Origin of the sequence: Tessaracoccus sp. MC1679, from assembly GCF_014164775.1 — a bacterium.
Lineage (GTDB): Bacteria > Actinomycetota > Actinomycetes > Propionibacteriales > Propionibacteriaceae > Arachnia.
In genome coordinates, this window is the sequence record NZ_JACJGB010000005.1 from 147,852 (window position 1) to 166,569 (window position 18,718).

General features: G+C 69.8%; 19 protein-coding genes. 8 read left to right on the plus strand and 11 right to left on the minus strand.

Annotated features, from left to right (window positions below; translation table 11 throughout):
• Position 1 precedes the first annotated feature (1 nt).
• From atpA to H5398_RS09635, 5 genes are all read left to right on the plus strand, one after another.
• Positions 2 to 1,639, plus strand: coding sequence for a F0F1 ATP synthase subunit alpha (gene atpA, locus H5398_RS09615; protein ID WP_182784111.1), 1,638 nt, complete (start codon positions 2 to 4; stop codon positions 1,637 to 1,639).
• A gap of 3 nt (positions 1,640 to 1,642) precedes the next feature.
• The gene (locus H5398_RS09620; protein WP_182799848.1) at positions 1,643 to 2,542 is read left to right on the plus strand and encodes a F0F1 ATP synthase subunit gamma; all 900 of its coding nucleotides are present in this window, start codon (positions 1,643 to 1,645) and stop codon (positions 2,540 to 2,542) included.
• 19 nt (positions 2,543 to 2,561) lie between these two features.
• Positions 2,562 to 4,013 carry a F0F1 ATP synthase subunit beta gene (gene atpD / locus H5398_RS09625; protein ID WP_182784108.1) on the plus strand — a complete coding sequence of 484 codons (1,452 nt, stop codon included), beginning with the start codon at positions 2,562 to 2,564 and terminating at the stop codon, positions 4,011 to 4,013.
• Between the two features lie 2 nt (positions 4,014 to 4,015).
• On the plus strand, positions 4,016 to 4,423 hold the full coding sequence (locus H5398_RS09630) for a F0F1 ATP synthase subunit epsilon (protein WP_182784106.1): 408 nt from the start codon (positions 4,016 to 4,018) through the stop codon (positions 4,421 to 4,423).
• Between the two features lie 114 nt (positions 4,424 to 4,537).
• Positions 4,538 to 4,981, plus strand: a complete 444-nt coding sequence (locus H5398_RS09635; protein WP_182799849.1) for a DUF2550 domain-containing protein — start codon at positions 4,538 to 4,540, stop codon at positions 4,979 to 4,981.
• Here H5398_RS09635 and H5398_RS09640 read toward each other — a convergent pair.
• A complete protein-coding gene (locus H5398_RS09640) occupies positions 4,978 to 5,586 on the minus strand; it encodes a cob(I)yrinic acid a,c-diamide adenosyltransferase (RefSeq protein WP_182799850.1) in 609 nt (202 codons plus the stop codon). The two genes, H5398_RS09635 and H5398_RS09640, sit on opposite strands and share 4 nt — an antisense overlap.
• On the opposite strand from H5398_RS09640, the gene H5398_RS09645 reads away from it, so the two are divergent.
• Entirely contained in the window at positions 5,585 to 6,274 is a 690-nt protein-coding gene (locus H5398_RS09645; protein ID WP_182799851.1) for a peptidylprolyl isomerase, read from the plus strand. The genes H5398_RS09640 and H5398_RS09645 overlap by 2 nt on opposite strands.
• Here the strand turns inward: H5398_RS09645 and H5398_RS09650 are convergent.
• The 6 genes from H5398_RS09650 to mce form a co-directional block, all read right to left on the minus strand.
• Complete coding sequence (locus H5398_RS09650; RefSeq protein WP_370586103.1) at positions 6,257 to 7,057, minus strand: alpha/beta fold hydrolase; 801 nt, start codon at positions 7,055 to 7,057, stop codon at positions 6,257 to 6,259. The two genes, H5398_RS09645 and H5398_RS09650, sit on opposite strands and share 18 nt — an antisense overlap.
• Positions 7,054 to 7,329, minus strand: coding sequence for a hypothetical protein (locus H5398_RS09655; RefSeq protein ID WP_182784098.1), 276 nt, complete (start codon positions 7,327 to 7,329; stop codon positions 7,054 to 7,056). The genes H5398_RS09650 and H5398_RS09655 overlap by 4 nt, the downstream gene beginning before the upstream one ends.
• Complete coding sequence (gene nucS, locus H5398_RS09660) at positions 7,329 to 8,024, minus strand: endonuclease NucS (protein WP_182799852.1); 696 nt, start codon at positions 8,022 to 8,024, stop codon at positions 7,329 to 7,331. Before nucS ends, H5398_RS09655 begins: the two co-directional genes overlap by 1 nt.
• A 20-nt stretch (positions 8,025 to 8,044) precedes the next feature.
• Positions 8,045 to 9,271 carry an AI-2E family transporter gene (locus H5398_RS09665; protein ID WP_182799853.1) on the minus strand — a complete coding sequence of 409 codons (1,227 nt, stop codon included), beginning with the start codon at positions 9,269 to 9,271 and terminating at the stop codon, positions 8,045 to 8,047.
• Complete coding sequence (locus H5398_RS09670) at positions 9,268 to 10,338, minus strand: DivIVA domain-containing protein (RefSeq protein ID WP_182799854.1); 1,071 nt, start codon at positions 10,336 to 10,338, stop codon at positions 9,268 to 9,270. The genes H5398_RS09665 and H5398_RS09670 overlap by 4 nt, the downstream gene beginning before the upstream one ends.
• A 110-nt stretch (positions 10,339 to 10,448) precedes the next feature.
• Positions 10,449 to 10,898 (minus strand): methylmalonyl-CoA epimerase, encoded by a 450-nt coding sequence (mce, locus tag H5398_RS09675; protein ID WP_182784091.1) that lies wholly within the window; start codon positions 10,896 to 10,898, stop codon positions 10,449 to 10,451.
• Positions 10,899 to 11,030: 132 nt separating this feature from the next.
• Between mce and H5398_RS09680 the strand changes: the two genes are divergently transcribed.
• Together H5398_RS09680 and H5398_RS09685 are read left to right on the plus strand one after the other, a co-directional pair.
• Positions 11,031 to 11,186, plus strand: coding sequence for a hypothetical protein (locus H5398_RS09680; protein WP_182784089.1), 156 nt, complete (start codon positions 11,031 to 11,033; stop codon positions 11,184 to 11,186).
• A 1-nt stretch (position 11,187) separates the two neighbouring features.
• Positions 11,188 to 11,769 carry a PH domain-containing protein gene (locus H5398_RS09685; protein ID WP_182799855.1) on the plus strand — a complete coding sequence of 194 codons (582 nt, stop codon included), beginning with the start codon at positions 11,188 to 11,190 and terminating at the stop codon, positions 11,767 to 11,769.
• Between the two features lie 15 nt (positions 11,770 to 11,784).
• Here the strand turns inward: H5398_RS09685 and pgm are convergent, their stop codons facing one another.
• From pgm to treY, 4 genes are all read right to left on the minus strand, one after another.
• Positions 11,785 to 13,404, minus strand: coding sequence for a phosphoglucomutase (alpha-D-glucose-1,6-bisphosphate-dependent) (gene pgm, locus H5398_RS09690; protein WP_182799856.1), 1,620 nt, complete (start codon positions 13,402 to 13,404; stop codon positions 11,785 to 11,787).
• A 110-nt stretch (positions 13,405 to 13,514) separates the two neighbouring features.
• On the minus strand, positions 13,515 to 14,417 hold the full coding sequence (locus H5398_RS09695) for a tetratricopeptide repeat protein (protein ID WP_182799857.1): 903 nt from the start codon (positions 14,415 to 14,417) through the stop codon (positions 13,515 to 13,517).
• Positions 14,418 to 14,449: 32 nt separating this feature from the next.
• Positions 14,450 to 16,156: a malto-oligosyltrehalose trehalohydrolase gene (gene treZ, locus H5398_RS09700; protein WP_370586104.1), complete on the minus strand. Its 1,707-nt coding sequence runs from the start codon at positions 16,154 to 16,156 to the stop codon at positions 14,450 to 14,452.
• 8 nt (positions 16,157 to 16,164) lie between these two features.
• A complete protein-coding gene (gene treY / locus H5398_RS09705; protein WP_182799859.1) occupies positions 16,165 to 18,696 on the minus strand; it encodes a malto-oligosyltrehalose synthase in 2,532 nt (843 codons plus the stop codon).
• Positions 18,697 to 18,718: the final 22 nt, after the last annotated feature.

Consider the following 18,718-nt stretch of genomic DNA (forward strand, 5'->3'; position numbering starts at 1 on the left):
AATGGCTGAACTCACCATCAGTCCGGACGAGATCCGCAGCGCGCTGGACGACTTCGTCCAGGCATACCAGCCCCAGGCCGCGTCCCGGACCGAGGTCGGCACCGTCGTGACCTCCGGCGACGGCATCGCCCGGGTCGAGGGCCTGCCCTCGGCGATGGCCAATGAGCTGTTGCGGTTCGAGAACGGAACCCTGGGCATCGCCCTGAACCTCGACGAACGCGAGATCGGCGTCGTCGTCCTCGGAGACTCCGAGGGCATCGATGAGGGCTCCGTCGTGCACGGCACCGGCGACGTGCTCTCGGTGCCCGTTGGCGACGGCTACCTCGGACGCGTCGTGGACGCCATGGGCAACCCCATCGACGGACTCGGCGAGATCGACGGCATCGACGGCCGTCGTGCGCTCGAGCTTCAGGCCGCCGGTGTGATGGACCGGCAGGAGGTCCGGGAGCCACTGCAGACGGGCCTCAAGGCCATCGACGCCATGATCCCGATCGGCCGCGGCCAGCGTCAGCTGATCATCGGTGACCGCAAGACCGGCAAGACGGCCATCGCGCTGGACACGATCATCAATCAGAAGGCCAACTGGGCCTCTGGCGACAAGAAGAAGCAGGTGCGCTGCATCTACGTGGCGATCGGCCAGAAGGGCTCGACCATCGCCGAGGTGCGCAGCACCCTCGAGGCAGCGGGCGCCCTGGAGTACACCACCATCGTGCACTCGCCGGCCTCAGACCCGGCCGGCTTCAAGTACATCGCCCCCTACTCCGGTTCGGCCATCGGCCAGCACTGGATGTACCAGGGCAACCACGTCCTCATCGTGTTCGACGACCTCACGAAGCAGGCCGAGGCCTACCGCGCCATGTCGCTGCTGCTTCGCCGGCCCCCGGGCCGTGAGGCCTACCCCGGAGACGTCTTCTACCTCCACTCCCGCCTGCTGGAGCGCTGCGCCAAGCTCTCCGACGAGCTCGGCGGGGGTTCGATGACCGGCCTTCCGATCATCGAGACCAAGGCCAACGACGTGTCGGCCTACATCCCCACCAACGTGATCTCCATCACCGACGGCCAGATCTTCCTGCAGTCGGACCTGTTCAACGCCAACCAGCGTCCGGCGGTCGACGTCGGCGTGTCCGTCTCCCGCGTGGGTGGCGCCGCGCAGGTCAAGGCGATGAAGGCGGTATCGGGCTCGCTGAAGATCAATCTGGCGCAGTACCGCGACATGCAGGCGTTCGCCATGTTCGCCTCCGATCTGGACGCGGCGAGCCGCCGCCAGCTGGCCCGGGGCGAGCGCCTCACCGAGCTTCTCCGGCAGGGTCAGTACGCCCCCTACCCGGTCGAGGATCAGATCGTGTCGGTGTGGTCCGGCATCGAGGGGCACTTCGATGACGTGCCCGTCGACGATGTGCTGCGCTTCGAGGGTGAGTTCCTGGACTACCTTCGCCACAACACCACCGTCCTGCAGTCGATCGCGGACACCTTCCTGTTCGGCGACGAGCTGAAGGCTGCGACGATCACCGCCTTGGCCGATTTCAAGCGCGTGTTCCGCACGTCCGAGGGCAAGCTGCTCGTCGGACGCGAGGAGCACAAGCCACTCGAGGACGAGGAGATCGGCCAGGAGACGATCGTCCGTCAGAAGCGGAGCTGACCCATGGCCAGCAGTCTGCGGGAGCTTCGCGAGCGCCGGAAGTCGGTCAGCACGACGAAGAAGATCACCCGCGCCATGGAGCTCATCGCCGCGTCGCGCATCATCAAGGCGCAGAACGCGGCCAGGTCCGCCCTGCCCTACGCGCGGGAGCTGACCAGGGCCGTCTCCGCCCTGGCCAGCGCCCACGACCTGGAGCATCCGCTCCTGGTCGACGTCGAGAACCCGCAGCGGTCGGCCATCCTGCTGATCACCTCTGATCGTGGCCTCGCCGGCGCCTACTCGGCCAACGTCATCAAGGCGGCCGAGCAGCTGTACGCGAAGCTCACGGGCGAGGGCCAGGACGTGGTGATGTACATCGCGGGCCAGAAGGGCGTGGCGTACTACGACTTCCGTCACCGCACCATCGAACGCAGCTGGACCGGATTCTCCGACCGCCCCACCTACGCCGAGGCTCGGGAGATCGCCGGGGTGCTGCTGAAGAAGTTCATGCAGCCCACGGACGAGGGCGGGGTGGACCAGCTCCACGTCGTCAACACCCGGTTCGTCTCCATGCTCACGCAGACCGCCGTGGCCCGCAGGCTGCTGCCGCTCGTCGTCGAGGATGCGCCGTCGGATCCGGACCCCAGTCCGGAGGAGCTCAACCCGTTCTTCCACTTCGAACCCGACATCGCCACCGTGCTGGACTCGTTGCTGCCGCTGTTCGTCGCAGAGCGCATCCACAGCGCGCTTCTCCAGTCCGCTGCGTCGGAGCTGGCCAGCCGCCAGCGGGCGATGAAGTCCGCGACCGACAACGCCCAGTCGCTCATCGAGCAGTTGACCCGTGAGGCGAACCAGGCCCGCCAGGCCGAGATCACCCAAGAAATCACTGAAATCGTCGGTGGCGCCTCGGCGCTGTCCGAGTAGCCGAACGAATGAGGAACTAATGACTGCCACTGTTAGCGAGACGCAGCCGGCCACCACAGGTGGCGTCGGTCGAGTTGCCCGCGTCATCGGCCCCGTCGTGGACGTCGAGTTCGCGGCCGACCAGATCCCCCCGATCGGCAACGCGCTGCTGGTCGAGACGGAGGTCATGGGCGAGAAGCGCACCATGACCATGGAGACCGCCCTGCACATCGGCGACAACCTGGTGCGCGCCATCGCGTTGAAGCCCACCGATGGCATGCGGCGCGGTGCCGAGGTGCGCGACACCGGCGCCCCCATCACCGTCCCTGTCGGCGACGTCACCAAGGGCCACGTCTGGAATGTGACCGGTGACGTGCTCAACGTCGACCCGTCGACCATCGAGATCACCGAGCGGTGGCCCATCCACCGCTCCGCCCCGAAGTTCGACGCGCTGGAGCCCCGCACCGAGATGCTGGAGACCGGCATCAAGGTGCTGGACCTCCTCACCCCGTACGTGAAGGGCGGCAAGATCGGCCTCTTCGGCGGCGCCGGAGTGGGCAAGACAGTCCTCATTCAGGAGATGATCTACCGCATCGCCCACAACTTCGGCGGCACCTCGGTGTTCGCGGGCGTGGGCGAACGCACCCGTGAGGGCAACGACCTCATCAACGAGATGGAGGAGGCCGGCGTCCTCAAGGACACCGCGCTCGTCTTCGGCCAGATGGATGAGCCGCCGGGCACCCGCCTCCGCGTCGCGCTCTCGGCGCTGACCATGGCCGAGTACTTCCGCGACGTCCAGAACCAGGACGTGCTGTTGTTCATCGACAACATCTTCCGGTTCACCCAGGCCGGCTCCGAGGTCTCCACGCTGCTCGGACGCATGCCGTCCGCCGTGGGCTACCAGCCCACCCTGGCCGACGAGATGGGCCAGCTGCAGGAGCGGATCACGTCCACGAAGGGCCACTCCATCACGTCGATGCAGGCCATCTACGTGCCGGCCGACGACTACACCGACCCCGCGCCGGCCACCACGTTCGCGCACCTTGACGCCACGACGGAGCTGTCGCGTGAGATCGCCTCGCGCGGCCTCTACCCGGCCGTGGACCCGCTGACCTCGTCGAGCCGCATCCTCTCCCCGCAGTACATCGGGCAGGAGCACTACGACACCGCGGTGCGCGTGAAGCAGATCCTGCAGCGCAACAAGGAACTCCAGGACATCATCGCCATCCTCGGCATCGACGAGCTGTCCGAAGAGGACAAGATCATGGTGAACCGCGCCCGTCGTCTCCAGCAGTTCCTCTCGCAGAACACCTACATGGCGGAGAAGTTCACCAACATCCCAGGCTCCACGGTGCCGCTGGCCGACACCATCGAGGCGTTCCAGATGATCACCCGCGGCGACGTGGATCACATCTCGGAGCAGGCGTTCTTCAACGTCGGCGGCATGGACGACGTCATGGCCAACTGGTCGAAGATGCAGAAGGAAGACTGATCGTGTCCCGACCCCCGCTCCACGTCGAGGTCGTCGCGGCCGACCGCCTGGTCTGGTCCGGCGAGGCGGTGAACATCATCGCGCGCACCGTCGAGGGTGACGTCGGTATCCTGCCTGGCCACGAGCCGTTCCTGGCGGTGTTGGTGCCATGCGTGGTGGAGATCGTCACGGCAGACGGCAGGAGCGAGTCGCTCGCCGTCGACGGCGGATTCATCTCCGTCGCCAATGGCCGGGTCTCGGTGCTCAGCCAGATGGCGAGGCTCGGACATGAGGTGGGCCTGGAGGAGGCGCGCCGAGAGGCGTCCACCCTGGAGGCCAAGGCGATGCAGGGCGAAGCCGACGAAGACGAGCTGCATCACCTGCGCATCCTGCAGGCGCAGATCCGTGCCGGTGAAAGGGCAACCACGTAGCCCACATAGTCGAACCGCTCAGGGCGGCTCTCCGCGCCAGGGGAGCTGCCCTGAGCGCATACCGGGGTCAGAACCTGGGAGGAGAGGGAGGCACCGATGGTGTGGCAGTTCGTCATGACGACTGTGATCGTCATGGCCGTCGTACTGCTGCCCTTCGTGCTGCTCTACCTCCGCCGCCGCTGGCTCACGGGCCAGGGCGGCCTCTTTGACTGTGCGCATCGGGTCCGCGACGATGCTCCCGGCGTGGGTTGGGTGCTGGGGATGGCCCGTTTCCGGGGCGAGAGCCTGGAGTGGTTCAGGTCCTTCTCGTTCAGCCTGCACCCCAAGCTCGTCCTCCAGCGCGCGGGCACGGCCTACCTGCACCAGCGCACACCGGAGGGTATCGAGCTGATCGCGCTGTTCGACAACTCCGTGATCGTGACGGTGAAGGACCGCAGCTCCTCCCATGTACACACCCTGGCCATGGCCAGCGACGAGGTGCTCGCGCTGATGAGCTGGCTGGAGTCCGCACCGCCCGGGAGCCACTACTTCCCGGCCAGCGCGGACTCGCCCCTCTAGCTGGGGGTGTCTCCCGGCTTGACCCGGTCCGTGCCGGGCACCCACAGGATCTCACCGGCCGTGCCGTTGGCCGCGCGGGACATGATGAACAGCAGGTCCGAGAGCCGGTTGAGGTACGTGATGGCCAGCAGGTTCACTCCGCCGTCGGCGGCCGTCCCATAGCGCTCCACGCACCGCCAGGCGGCGCGCTCGGCCCTCCTGGCCACCGTGCGGGCCACGTGCAGCTGGGCGCCGGCAGGGTTCCCGCCCGGGAGGATGAAGCTGCGCAGCACGGGCAGGCCCTCCTGCAGTTCGTCGCAGAACGCCTCCAGCCTGTCCACCGAGGACTGCTCAATCCGCAGCGGAGGCCAGGCCGGTGCAGGGTTGAGCGGCGTCGACAGGTCCGCTCCCACGTCGAACAGCTCGTTGCTGATCAACGCCAGCATCTCCTGGAGCCGCGCCGACAGGCCGCCGGTGGCCACCGCGACACCGATGGCGGAGTTGGCCTCGTCGACGTGTCCGTACGCCTCCACGCGAAGGTCCGTCTTGGACACCTCCGAGTTGTCGGAGAGTCGGGTGGTGCCGGCATCGCCGGTGCGGGTGTAGATCTTCGAGAGGGTGACCATGCCCCCAATCTATGCCAAGCTGTCATCCGTGCGCATCCCACCCCTCCCGCTGCTGACCGTTGCGGCGCTGCTGTCTCTCAGCGCCTGCCAGAACGCCAACGAGTCCAACCCAGGATCAGTGCAGGCAGCCACCGGAGTGACCTGCGAGTACCCCTCGGACGGTGACCCGGCGCGCCCCGTCGACCCGCCGGTGGGTGAGAACGTCCCGGATCAGGGCACCGTCGGCCTCACGCTGCACCTCACCGCCGGGGACGTGGACCTGACTCTGGACCGCGCGAAGGCCCCCTGCACCGTCAACTCGTTCGTGTCGCTGGCAGAGCAGGGCTACTTCGACGAGACCCAGTGTCATCGGCTCGTCGACTACGGCATCTTCATCCTCCAGTGCGGGGATCCCACCGCCACGGGCACCGGCGGCCCGGGCTACACGATCCCGGACGAGCTGGACCCGGCGCCCACCTATCCGGCGGGCACCGTCGCGATGGCCAAGCGTCAGCCGCCGGACACCGGCGGCTCCCAGTTCTTCCTGGTGTGGGCGGACACGCCGCTGCCGCCCGAGTACACCGTCTTCGGCACCATGGACCAGGAAGGCCTCGACGTGGTGGCGGGGATCGCGGCGCAGGGCGTCGACGGCACGGATCAGACCTCGCCCAACGCTGAGGCGAAGATCGAGTCAGTCACGCTGGGCTGAGGCCGCGTCACCGTAGTCGGTGAGGAAGTGCCGCACCACCGTCACGAAGCCGTCCGGGTCGTCCGAGTGCACCCAGTGCCCGGCGCGCTTGAGCGTGAGCTGCAGGACGCGGGGGAACAGGCGGCGCATCGGTTCCAGGTGCTCGGGCAGCACATAGGGGGAGCGGCCTCCGTTGACCCACAGCACCGGGCCGTCGAACGTGGCGTCGATGGCCGGCCACCCTCCCACGGCGTGCAGGGAATCGCCCAGCAGGTCCAGGTTGGCCTGCCACGACCAGTGCGCGCCCTTGTGCCGCAGGTTCTGCAGGAGGAATCGACGCACCACGACGTCCGGGATGAGTTCGGCCAGCTCCTCGTCGGCCTGGGCGCGGCTGGTCAGGGAGTCCATGTCCAGCGTGCGCAGGGCGGCCACCAGGTTGACGAACGTGGCCGCCGCGACATTCCGGGCCGGCGAGATGTCCAGCACCATGAGGCGGTCCACCAGCTCGCCGCGGGTCAGCGCCAGCCGCATCGCCACCTTCCCGCCGAGGGAGTGCCCGATCAGCGCCACCGGGCCGTCGAACCGGTGCGCCAGCCAGTCCGCGACCACCTCGGCCTGCCCGTCCAGGGTGAACTCCTCGGTCCACGCGGAGCGCCCGTGGTTGGGCAGATCGACGAGGTGGCAGGTGGCGATATCGCCCAACCGGGCGGCGACGGTGCCGAAGTTCTTGCCCTGACCGAACAGGCCGTGCAGGAACACGGCCTCCACAGGCCCCGAGCCGACGACCATCTCGTGCAGGGTCACCTGTTCAGCCCCCAGCAGTGCGTGTGCCAATGGCGACGGACCTCCAGCCCTGAATCTGCGCCCAGTGGCGGGGTGTCCGGCCAGGCCACCACGTGCGCCGTGCTGGGCTGGATCCGCTGCTCACAGCCGGGGCAGCGGTACTCCTTGCCCGCGCGGTGCGCGGGCACGTCGCGGACGATGTAGTCCGTGCCCCGTCGGCGCTCGCGGCGCTGCGCGCCACCCGACAGCAGGGGCCGCGGCGCGCGGAGGTGCTTCGACGGGCGCCGGGCCATCAGAACAGCCGCTCGTCGGCGTTGTCCAGGCCGCGGAGCACGTCGTAGTCGATGAGGCGCCACTCGATGTTGCGGTCCGCCGCCAGGGTGCGCGCCTGCGGCTTGATCTGCTGCCCGGCGAAGATCCCGCGCACCGGCGCGAGGTGGGGGTCCCGGTTCATCAGCTCGAGGTAGCGGGTGAGCTGCTCGACGCCGTCGATCTCGCCGCGCCGCTTCACCTCCACCGCCACGTAGCCTCCCCGCTCGTCGCGCAGCAGCAGGTCCACCGGGCCGATGGGGGTGAGGTACTCCCGCTGGATGAGCTGCAGCCCGTCCCCCAGGGTGGCGGGATGCTCGGCCAGCAACGCCTGCAGGTGGGCCTCGACGCCGTCCTTCTGCAGGCCCGGATCGATCCCGAGCTCGTGGGCCGAGTCGTGGAACACCTCGGCGAGCGCGATGCGCAGGGTGTCTCCGTCCTTGGCGCGGACCTGCCACACCTGCGTGACGCCGAGCGAGGCCGCGGACTCCACGTCCGGCTCATCGACGACGAGCGTGCAGGGCGGGCTCATCCAGTTGAGGGGCTTGTAGGCGCGATCATCTGCGTGCACCGACACCGAGCCGTCCGCCTTGACGAGGATCAGCCGGGTCGCCATCGGGAGGTGGGCCGTCAACCTTCCGACGTAGTCCACCTGACACTTCGCTACCACCAAACGCACGGGGCCAACATAGCGTGATCTCAGGCGGCGTCCAGCGCCGGCTGCACGATCTCGCGGTAGAGCAGCAGCATCGCGGCCGTGGTCGGGATGGCGATCACGGCCCCGATCACCCCGAACAGCATGCCGCCGATGATGGCGGACAGGACCACCAGCGCCCCTGGAATCCGTACGGTGCGCTTCAGCACATTGGGGTAGAGGACGTAGGCGTCGAACTGCTGGTAGATGAGGAAGTAGATGATGGTGGCGATGCCGATGGTGGGGTCCACCGCGAACGCCACGATGGCCACGGATGCCATCGCCAGCGACGAGCCCACCAGGGGGATGAAGCAGAACAGTGCCACCACGAACGCGAGGGCCAGCGAGTAGCTGCCGAGGCCGGCGAAGTTCATGAACACGAAGGCGCAGATGGAGGCCACTGAGACGATGACGAACATTCCCGTGATGTAGCCGGAGACGCCCCTGAAGATCTCGTCGGCGAGATACCGGGTGCGGGCGCGACGGCTGCCCGGGGAGAAGGTGTAGAGCGTCTCCTTGATGGTGGGCAGGGAGGCGAGGAAGTAGATGGTCAGCACCAGCGTGACGATGACAGAGAAGACGAGGTTGGCCACCAGACGCCCCGCCCCCCACAGCCCGCCGAAGAGGTTGTTGATGAGCGCACCCGAGGAGAAGAAGTCCGTGATCGTCTGGGTGATGTCGTACTGCTCCTCCCACTGCGCGATCTGCGGGTGACGGGCCAGGTTCTGCAGCAGCGTCGGCAGGTTCCGCGTCAGCGCGGCGGTCTGCTGGGTGAGCACCGGGACCAGGGCGGTCACGCCCAGCGCTATGACGGCCAGCAGCGCGATGGTCACGATGGTCACCGCGAAGGGTCTGGGGATCCGCCGCCTGGTGAGGAACTCGACGGCGGGGCTCAGCCCGAGCGCCAGGAAGAGCGCCATGACCACGAGGATGAGGACGCTCTGCACGGTGATGACCGCTTGGGCCAGTGCCACCGCCACGAGGACGCCGAGGGCTCCCATGAACCCGAACACGAACGGCGAGGGCCACGGGGAGCGGGCCAGCGGGTCCACGGGCGCCGGCGGGACCGGGACTACCACGGGCTCCGGGGTTGGGGTGAGCAGCGTACGGGCGCCGCGCGCGACGAGGCGCACTCCTCGCCCCAGGAGGCTGCGCCGTCTGGCCGCGGGTGCGGGAGCAGGGGCGGCGACCTCGATCGGCTGCTCCTCCCCGCCTGCGGGTGGCTCGGTCACTGGGGTGGGCTGTCCTTCTGGATCACGGCGGTGAGCTCTTCCTCGAAGCGGGCGGACTCCTCCGCCAGCGCCCTCAGGTTGCTCAGCTGGGCCAGTGCGGTGGCGCGGCGGCTCTCCAGGGTGGCGATGTCGCGCTCCAGCTGCTCCTTGCGCCAGGCCAGCTTCTCCTCCAGCGCGGTCTCGGCGTCGAGGGCGCGGGCTCGCATGGTGGCCAACGTCTCCTCGCTCTGCCGGGTGGCGCCCAGGCGGATGGACTCCGCCGACGCGACCGCCTCGGCGCGGATCCGCTGCGCCTCCTCGCGTGCTTCGGCCACCCGGTTGTCCGCGGCTGCCGTCTCCGCGTCCGCCTGCGCGAGCCGGTCCGTGACCGACTCTTCGGCCTCGCGAGCAGTGCGCGACGCAGCCGCCAGGGTCTCCTCGGCGGCCTTCTCGGCGGCCAGCTTGATCTCGGTGGCGGCGCGTGAGGCGTCCTGGGCGCGGCGCGCGCCCTCGATGGTGGCAGCCTCCAGCTGTGTGGCGGCCTGCAGTGAGGCCGCCTCGAGGATGGCCTTGGCCTTCAGCCGGGCGTCGGCGATCATCATGTCCGCGTCGCGGCGGGCCATCTCCAAGGTGGACTTGCCGGCGTCGGCCTGCTGCTGGCGCAGTTCCCGGAGCCCGGCCAGGCCGGTGAGGCGCACGTCGTCGGCCTCCTGCTGCGCCGACTCGCGCAGCGCCGCGGCCGTCCGGCGGGCCTCGGTCTTGATCCGTTCGGCCTCCTGCTGCGCGGAGTTGACGATGTCTCCGGCCTGCGCCTCCGCCGAGCGCAGGAGCCCGGTGGCGTGCGCGCCGAGGCGGGTGAAGTCCGTGGTGCCCTGCTCAGCCTTGATGAACGCGATCTCGCGGGTGCGTTCGCGCACCTGCATCTTCAGCTGGCTGACCGACGTCTCCACTTCGCGAACGTAGGTGTCCACCGCATGCTTGTCGTAGCCGAGCATCGAGTGGGGGAAGCTCCCCGCCGCGGTGGCCCGGTCGTCGAACAGGTTGAGACCGGTCTCTTCGCTCTCGAAGTCGCTTCTCGGTGTGGACACCGGCACTCCTCTCCTCGACGGGGGATCGTCACGTCCGAGCCTAGTCGCTCCGGAAGACGGGCGAGGGCCGGGTGCGCTCACCCGGCCCTCGTCAGTCAATCCGCGCGAACTCAGTGCGCGGCCGGTTCCTTGGGCAGCTCGACGAGCTCGAGCAGCACCCCGCGGGCGTCCTTGGGGTGCACGAAGTTGATCCGCGACCCGCCGGTCCCGCGCTTGGCCTCCGGGAACAGGAGGCGCATGCCGCGCTCCTTGAGAACCTCGGAGACGTGGTCCAGGTCCGCCACGCGGTAGGCCAGCTGCTGCATGCCGGGGCCGTTCTTGGCCAGGTACTTGGCGATGGTCGAGTTCTCGTTGAGGGGGGCCAACAGCTGGATCTTGCCGTTCTCCTCGCCCTGCTCGCCGGTGCCCATCATGGCCTCGGCCACGCCCTGCTCCTCGTTGACCTCGCGGTGCAGCTCGCGCCACCCGAAGGTCTCGGTGTGGAACTTGACGGCCTCGTCGAGGTCCGGGACGGCCAGGCCGACGTGATCGATGCAGATGAAAAGGTCAGTGTTGTCCATGCCGCCAGTTTTTCACACCGGCGGCCGCCGCGGGCGATGGGGGTCGGGGAAGACTCGGCTGCTTCGGCGCGTCGCGACGGGGCCGTTCGGTGCGTGCGGCACACTGGCAGCTGACGACGCGAGGAGGACGCCGTGCTTGGTTGGCTGAAGAAGGCCCTGTTGGTATTGGTGGCCGCCTTCGTGCTGTTCTACCTGTTCACCCGCCCTGAGGCCGCCGCAGAGGCGGTCAAGTCGTTCTTCGGTGCATTCGAGGCGATCGGAGTCTTCTTCACCTCGCTGGCCGCATGAGGTGAACTTCTTCCGCAGCCTGGTTGAGCCGGACGTCCAGGGTCACCTTCTGGTGGACGAGGGCGAGGTGATCATCGACGAGGTGCGCAAGCACTGGGCCGCGACGATCTGGTGGTACGCGCTCGCCAGCCTCAGCATCCCGTTGTTCATCTCGGCGATCGGCGCCGGCAGCCTCTACTGGGTGCCAGTGATACTCGCGTTGGGCACCCTCAGCACCGGGCTGTGGAAGGTGCATGTGGCGCACATGGACCGATTCGTCATCACCAACATGCGGGTGTTCCGAGTGCACGGCGTGTTCGACAGGTCCCTGGCCACGATGCCGATGACCCGCATCCTCGACATCTCGATGTACCGCTCCCTGGTGGGGCAGCTGCTCGGCTACGGCCACTTCGTGTTCGAGTCCGCCGCCCAGGGCCAGGGCTTGCGCGAGATCCGCTATGTGGGGGACCCAGACAGCCGCGACCTCACCATCCAGCGGGTCATCCAGCGCTCGGGGCTGCGGCAGACCATGCGGATGGACACCGCCGTGCTGAACATGGACCCGGTCAGCCTCGACAGCCCCAACGAGGCCGACGGCGTCTGACCGGGTCCGCCCGTCTCAGCCTGCCAGAGCCTGGTCCACCAGCGCCTTGGCGGCCTGCTGGACCTCGATCAGGTGGTCTGCGCTCTTGAGGGATTCGGCGTAGATCTTGTACTTGTCCTCCGTGCCGGACGGGCGCGCGGCGAACCAGGCGCTGTCCGTGGTCACCTTGATGCCGCCGATGGCCGCGCCGTTGCCCGGTGCGTGGGAGAGCACCGCGGTGATCTGCTCACCGGCCAGCTCGGTGACCGTGACGTCCGAAGCGCCGAGGTGGCCCAGCCGCGCCTTCTGCTCGCGGCTGGCGTCGGCGTCCACGCGGGCGTAGTACGAGCGGCCGAACTCGGCCTCCAGCTCGGCGTAGTGCTGCGAGGGGGTCTTGCCGGTGACCGCGATGATCTCGGAGGCCAGCAACGCCAGCAGCAGACCGTCCTTGTCCGTGGTCCACGTGGAGCCGTCCATGGCCAGGAACGACGCCCCGGCCGACTCTTCGCCACCGAAGCCGATCGAGCCGTCCATCAGGCCGGGCACGAACCACTTGAAGCCCACCGGCACCTCCACGAGGCGGCGGCCGAGCTTGGCTGCCACCTTGTCGATGATCGACGACGACACCAGGGTCTTGCCGATGCCGGCGTCGGCCGCCCACCCCGGGCGGTGTGCGAACAGGTAGTTGATCGCCACCGCCAGGAAGGCGTTGGGGTTCATCAGTCCGTGGTCCGGGGTGACGATGCCGTGGCGGTCGGAGTCCGCGTCGTTGCCGGTGGCGACGCTGAACGAGTCGCGTTGCGCCACCAGCGAGGCCATCGCGTTGGGGGAGGAGCAGTCCATCCGGATCTTGCCGTCGGTGTCCAGCGTCATGAAGCTCCACCGGGGATCAACCCGCGGGTTGACCACCGTGATCGGCAGGCCCATCTCGGCGAGGTGCTCCCAGTACTGCACCGACGCCCCGCCCATGGGGTCTGCCCCGTGCACCAGCCCGGAGGCCTTGATGGCGTCGAAGTCGATGGCGGTGGACAACTCCTGGCAGTAGGGGGTCCGGTAGTCGTACCGGTTGACCTCCGTGGACCCGTAGCTTCCCCGGCGGATGCCGGAGGGATCGCCCATCAGCTCGTTGGCGCGGGCGGCGATCACCGAGGTGGCGTCCGAGTCCGCGGGGCCCCCGGTGGGCGGGTTGTACTTGAAGCCGCCGTCGCGAGGCGGGTTGTGCGAGGGGGTGACGACGATGCCGTCGGCCTTGGCCGAGTTGAGGCGGTTGTAGCGGATGATCGCCCGCGACACCGCGGGCGTGGGCGTGTACTCGTCCTCGCGCTCGGCGCAGATCTCGACGCCGTTGGCGCCAAGCACCTCGATGGCCGTCTTCCACGCGGGCAGTGAGAGGGCGTGGGTGTCCTTCCCGATGAACAGGGGGCCGGTGGTGCCCTGTTCGGCGCGGTATTCGACGATGGCCTGCGTGGTGGCCGCGATGTGGAGGTCCTGGAAGGCGGTGTCCAGCGACGATCCGCGGTGCCCGGAGGTGCCGAAGACCACCATCTGGTCTGGGTTGGTGGGGTCCGGGGTGCGGTCGTAATACGCGGCGAGTAGCTCGTCGACGTTGATGAGGTCCTGTTCCTGGGCCGGCTGGCCGGCTCGCTCATGTGCCATGGGCCCATCCTTCCACCCCGAAGGCCGGGTTGCATGCGGTTGCCCTGGGGTGGGTCCTGGTGGGCTGGCCGTGGCACCGCTCGCCCGGCATCGCCTGGCGCTGAGTCAGGTCAGAACAGGACCGTGGCCAGCCTGCGCCGCGCCTTGAGGACGGCGGGATCGGTGCGGCCCACCACCTCGAAGAGCTCCAGGAGCCGCACGCGGATGGTGTCGCGGTCCTCGGGGCCGGACTGCGAGGCCAGCCCGAGCAGCCGCTCGAAGGCCTCCGCGTAGCGGCCGCTGATGATCTCGAGATCGGCCGCGTCGAGTTGGGCGGCGAGGTCCTCGGGGTTGGCGTTGGCGCGGTCCACGATGGCGGCCGGGTCGAACGAGGCGCTGCGCTCCAGCAGGGCGGACTGGGCGCGCCCGGCGATCACCTCGGCATCGCCCGGGGTCTCCTTCAGCAGGACGTCGAACTCGCGCACGGCGGCCGCGTAGTCCCCGGCCTCCAGGGCGGCGTCGGCCTTCGCGAAGCGCGGGTTCGCGGCCGGCTCGGCCGGCGCACCCTCGGCGACGGGGGAACCTGACACGGGCTGGGCGCGTCCCGTCATCCCGTTGGCCACGGCGAGCTGGGCGATCTGGTCCAGCACCGCCGAGATCTCCTCGCGGGACTTGGTGCCCTGGAACAGGGGCGCCATCTGGCCGCCGATGACCGCCACGACGGTGGGCACGGCCAGGATCTGCAGCGCCTGCGCCAGGCGAGGCTCGGCGTCAACGTCCACGCGTCCCAGCAGGAATCGGCCGCCTGCGGCGTTGACCAGCTCTGCCAGCGCGGCGGAGACCGCCTGGCCGTTGGGGTCTCGCGGGGAGTGGAACTCGAGGATGACCGGATGCTGGGCCGACATCGCCGCCAGGCCCTGGAAGTCCGCCTCCGACACCTGGGTGACGTAGCCGCCGCCGCTGCTGGGGCGCGCGGGCTGGGAGAGGGCGGAGAGGTCCACGGCGCCTGGGCGCGAGAAGTTGGCATCAGTCATGGCCCCCATCTTGGCCGCACACCCGGCCTCGTTCAACTGACGGCGATCACCGCGCCCGGTCCGCGCAGCCGGTACCGGCCCCCACCCAGGTCCGCGCCGTCGTCCCACGAGGCGAGCAGGCGCCCGCCGAGCTCCACGTCGCGGCCGACGCCCCGGGTGGCCGCCACCCGCACGTCGCCGCGGTGCAGGACCACCGTGTCGTCGTCGATGATCTCCACCCGCGTGCCGCTGAGGTCCGGGGAGCCGACGCCGGGCTCGGTGCGGCGCAGCTCAAGCAGCCGTCGGTACCAGCGCAGCATCCTCCCGTGCGCGGGCTCGCCGCGCTCGTCCCAGCGGAGCACGGCCGAACGCCACGTCTCCTCGGCCTGCGGGTCCGGCGTGGGCACCGACCACCCCGTGGCCTCGAACTCGCGGGCCCGGCCCTCCGTCACGAAGGGGCCCAGCTCCGGGCCGAGGTGGCTGAAGTAGGGGAAGGGGGTGGAGGCGGCCCATTCCTCGCCCATGAACAGCATCGGCGTGAACGGTCCGAGGAGGTACAGGGCCGCGGCGGCCGCCTGCAGGTCCGCCGAGGCGTGCTGGGCGAATCGGTCGCCCACCGCCCGGTTGCCCACCTGGTCGTGGTTCTGCAGGAACACCACGAAGGAGTGCCCGTCGTAGTGGGGGCTGTCCGGATCCACCGGAGCGCCCCACTCCTGGCCGCGGTAGGTGGACAGGGCGCCGTCGTGGACGAAGACCCGGGTGAGCGCCTTGGCGAGGACCTGGGCGGACCCGAAGTCCACGTAGTAGCCCTGCTGCTCGCCGGAGAAGAAGCTGTGCAGCGCGTGATGCACGTCATCTGCCCACTGCGCGTCCATGCCTGCCGCCCAGGTACCGGACCCGGCAGGGGCCATCATGGAGGGCTGATTGAGGTCCGACTCGGCGATCAGGCTCAGCGGCCGACCGGTCTCATCCGCCCACCTGGCCACGTTGAGGGACAGCTCCGCGAGGAAGTGCTCCTCGGAGTTGTCCTCCAGCGCGTGCACCGCGTCCAGCCGCAGCCCGTCCACGCCGACGTCGACCAGCCAGTGCCGGGCCGAGTCCAGGAGGAACCGGCGGACCTCCGCGCTGCCCTCCCCGTCCAGGTTGACCGCGTCGCCCCAGGGGGTGGTGTGCTGATCCGTGAAGTAGGGCCCGAAGAGGCTGAGGTAGTTGCCCTCGGGGCCGAAGTGGTTGTGCACCACGTCCAGCACCACGCCGAGCCCGCGATCGTGGCAGGCGTCGACCAGCCGCACCAGCCCGGCGAGGCCGCCGTAGTTCTCGTCGGCGGCGTACAACGCCACCCCGTCGTAGCCCCAGCCGCGACCCCCGGGGGCCGCCGCCACCGGCATCAGCTCCACGGCCTCGATGCCCAGCCCCACGAGGTGATCAAGCCGTTCGATCGCCGCGTCGAAGGTGCCGGCCTCGGTGAAGGTGCCCGCGTGCAGCTCGTAGAGCACGGCGCCGCGCAGGTCCAGCCCCGTCCACGTCGTGGCGCGCTGGAGCAGCGACGGGTCCACCACGGCTGAGGGGGCGTGGACGCCGTCGGGCAGCCACAGGGCCCGCGGGTCCGGGAGCGGCGGGCCGCCGTCGAGGCGGAACGCGTAGCGCTCCCCGGGGGCAAGATCGACCTCCGCGGCGAACCAGCCGTCGCCGCGACGCACCATCTGGTGCTCGCCGGACGTCGTCACCATCGCCACCTCGCGGGCCAGGGGGGCCCACACCTCCGGCCTCATCGGGACACCAGCAGCGCGACGGGGAGGGTGGCCAGCACCTCGGCCAGGGAGGTGGAGCCGCCCGGGAACTCGCGCCCGGTCAGCGCATCCACGAACGGCGCCTCAGGCAGGATCACCTGATGCTCGCCCCATCCGCCCCGCTCCGCCAGCAGCGCCGGGAGGCGCGTGGCCACCGCGACCGCCGCGACACCACCGTCGCGCACCCCCCGGGCGAACGCGACGGCGTGGCCGCTGGTGCTGGGCACCGGCGAGTAGGTGGCGGACTCGCCGCGGAACGCGTCCGGGAGGTCCCGGCGCAGCCGCAGCGCCCGGCTGGTGACGAGCAGCTTCTCCGCGTCCAGGCTCTGCTGCGCGGAGCCGTCGACGGCGGCCAGCAGGTCTGCGCGCGCGACGTAGTCCACGGCGCGGCGGTTGTCCGGGTCCACGAGCGAGAGATCCACCACCTCGCACCCCTGGTAGACGTCCGGGACGCCCGGCATGGCGAGCTGGATCAGCTTGGCACCCAGCACCACGCAGCGCACCGACTCGGCGACCGTGGTGGTGAAGGCATCCAGGGCGGCGCCGCAGCGCTCGTCGGCGAGCACGGCGTGCGCCAGCCCGAGCACCGCCTGCTCGTAGGCGGGATCCGGGGACGACCAGGTGGTGTGCAACTTCGCCTCGCGCATCGCCTTGGTGAGGTAGCCGTCGAGCCGGTCGGCCGTGATGGGCGCCGCGCCGGCGGTGGTGCCGGGCAGCCGCCAGGTGGCGGCCAGGGTCTGCCAGAGCAGCAGCTCGGTGGCGCCGTCGACGCCGGAGCGCTGCGTTTCGGTGGCCGACCGCAGCTCCGCGACGCACGCCTCCCATTCCTTCGCGTGCTCCAGGAGCGCGGCCAGGCGGGCGCGGACGTCCTCCGATCGCTTAGTGTCGTGCGTGGACAGGGTGGTCATGGTGGAGGGCCAGGTGCCGCTCAGGTCCTCGCAGAAGCTGTGGAACGCGTCGACGGAGACCCCCACCAGCGTGGGCTCGCTGCCCACCTCGTTGACGCCGACGAACCGGTTCCAGCGGTAGAAGGCGGTGTCCTCCTTGGACTTGGCCATCACCGGCCCGCAGGTCTGGGCGAAGCGGACCATGAACTCGGCGCGCAGCTCCGCGACCCCGTGCCCCTCGGCCGGCAGCTCCGTGGTGACGGCCCCGGAGCCGACGGTGGGTAGGTCCTCGGCACCACCCGGCACGCCCGGCCTGGTGTCGCCGCAGGCCAGCGCGACGATGAGGTCCAGGGTGGCCTGCTCGTCGTCGTCGAGCTGGGGTCGGGCGCGGTCCGCCGCCTCCAGGATGACGGCACGCTCCTCGGGTGGCGCGGGGAGGCCCGGCTCCACGTAGGCGCGGTAGCGGTCCATCGACACCAGCAGCGCCCGGATGGCGCGGTCCAGCTGGCGGCGGGTGTGGTCGCGCAGCCGGACGTCGGCCTCGCACACGGCCACCGCGATGGAGACCAGCCTGTTCACCTCGGCGAACAGCATGGTGCGCACCACCTCGTCCTTGGCGCGCAGCAGCATGGCCCCGAACCAGCCCTCGTTGCCGGCCACCCGCTCCCACAGGTCGTTGAGGCGGGGCAGCTGCGCCGGATCGTGGAACAGGCCGTCTACCCGCAGCAGCGCGTCGTAGCCCGTGGTGCCGGCGCAGCGGGAGCCGGCGGGCAGGGTCTCGTGTGGCTCCAGGATCTTCTCCACCACCACCCAGCAGCCGCCGGTGGCGCGGTGCAGCTTCTGCAGGTAGCCGCGCGGCGTGGCCAGCCCGTCGGGGTGGTCGATCCGGAAGCCGTCGATCAGGCCCTCGTCGTAGAGGCGTAGCAGCAGGGCGTGGCTGGCGTCGAAGACGGACTGGTCCTCCACCCGGATGGCGGCGAGGGTGTCCACGTCGAAGAAGCGGCGGTAGTTCAGCTCCTCGTTGCCCACCTTCCAGTACGCGAGCCGGTACCACTGCTGATCCAGCAGCTCGTCCAGGGGCAGATGCTCGGTGCCGGGCCGGATGGGGAAGACGTGGTCGTGGTAGGCCACCACCGTCTCCGTGCCGCCGTCGATCTCCCGCTCCACCACCTCGATGGTGCCCTCGGCCAGCTCGTCGCCGATCCGGCGGCCGAGCATCGGCATCAGGATGGCCCGGGACCGGCTCACGTCGATGTCGAACCAGTTGGCGAACTCGGACTCCGGCCCGGTGCGCAGCACGTCCCACAGCGCGCGGTTCAGCCACAGCGGGGTGGGCACGGCCATGTGGTTGGGCACCACGTCGACGACGATGCCGAGCCCGTGCTCGCGCGCCGCGGCGGCCAGACGCCTGAACCCGTCCTCCCCTCCGGTCTCCCTGGAGACGCGGGCGTGGTCGACCACGTCGTAGCCGTGCACGGACCCTGGGGCTGCCTGCAGGATGGGGGAGCAGAACAGGTGGGTCACCCCCAGCGAGGCGAGGTACGGCACCTGCGCCGCGGCGTCGTCGAACGTGAAGGACGCGTTCAGTTGGAGTCTGTACGTCGAGGCTGGGGTGGCTGTCACACCCCCAGACTAGAAGGCCACG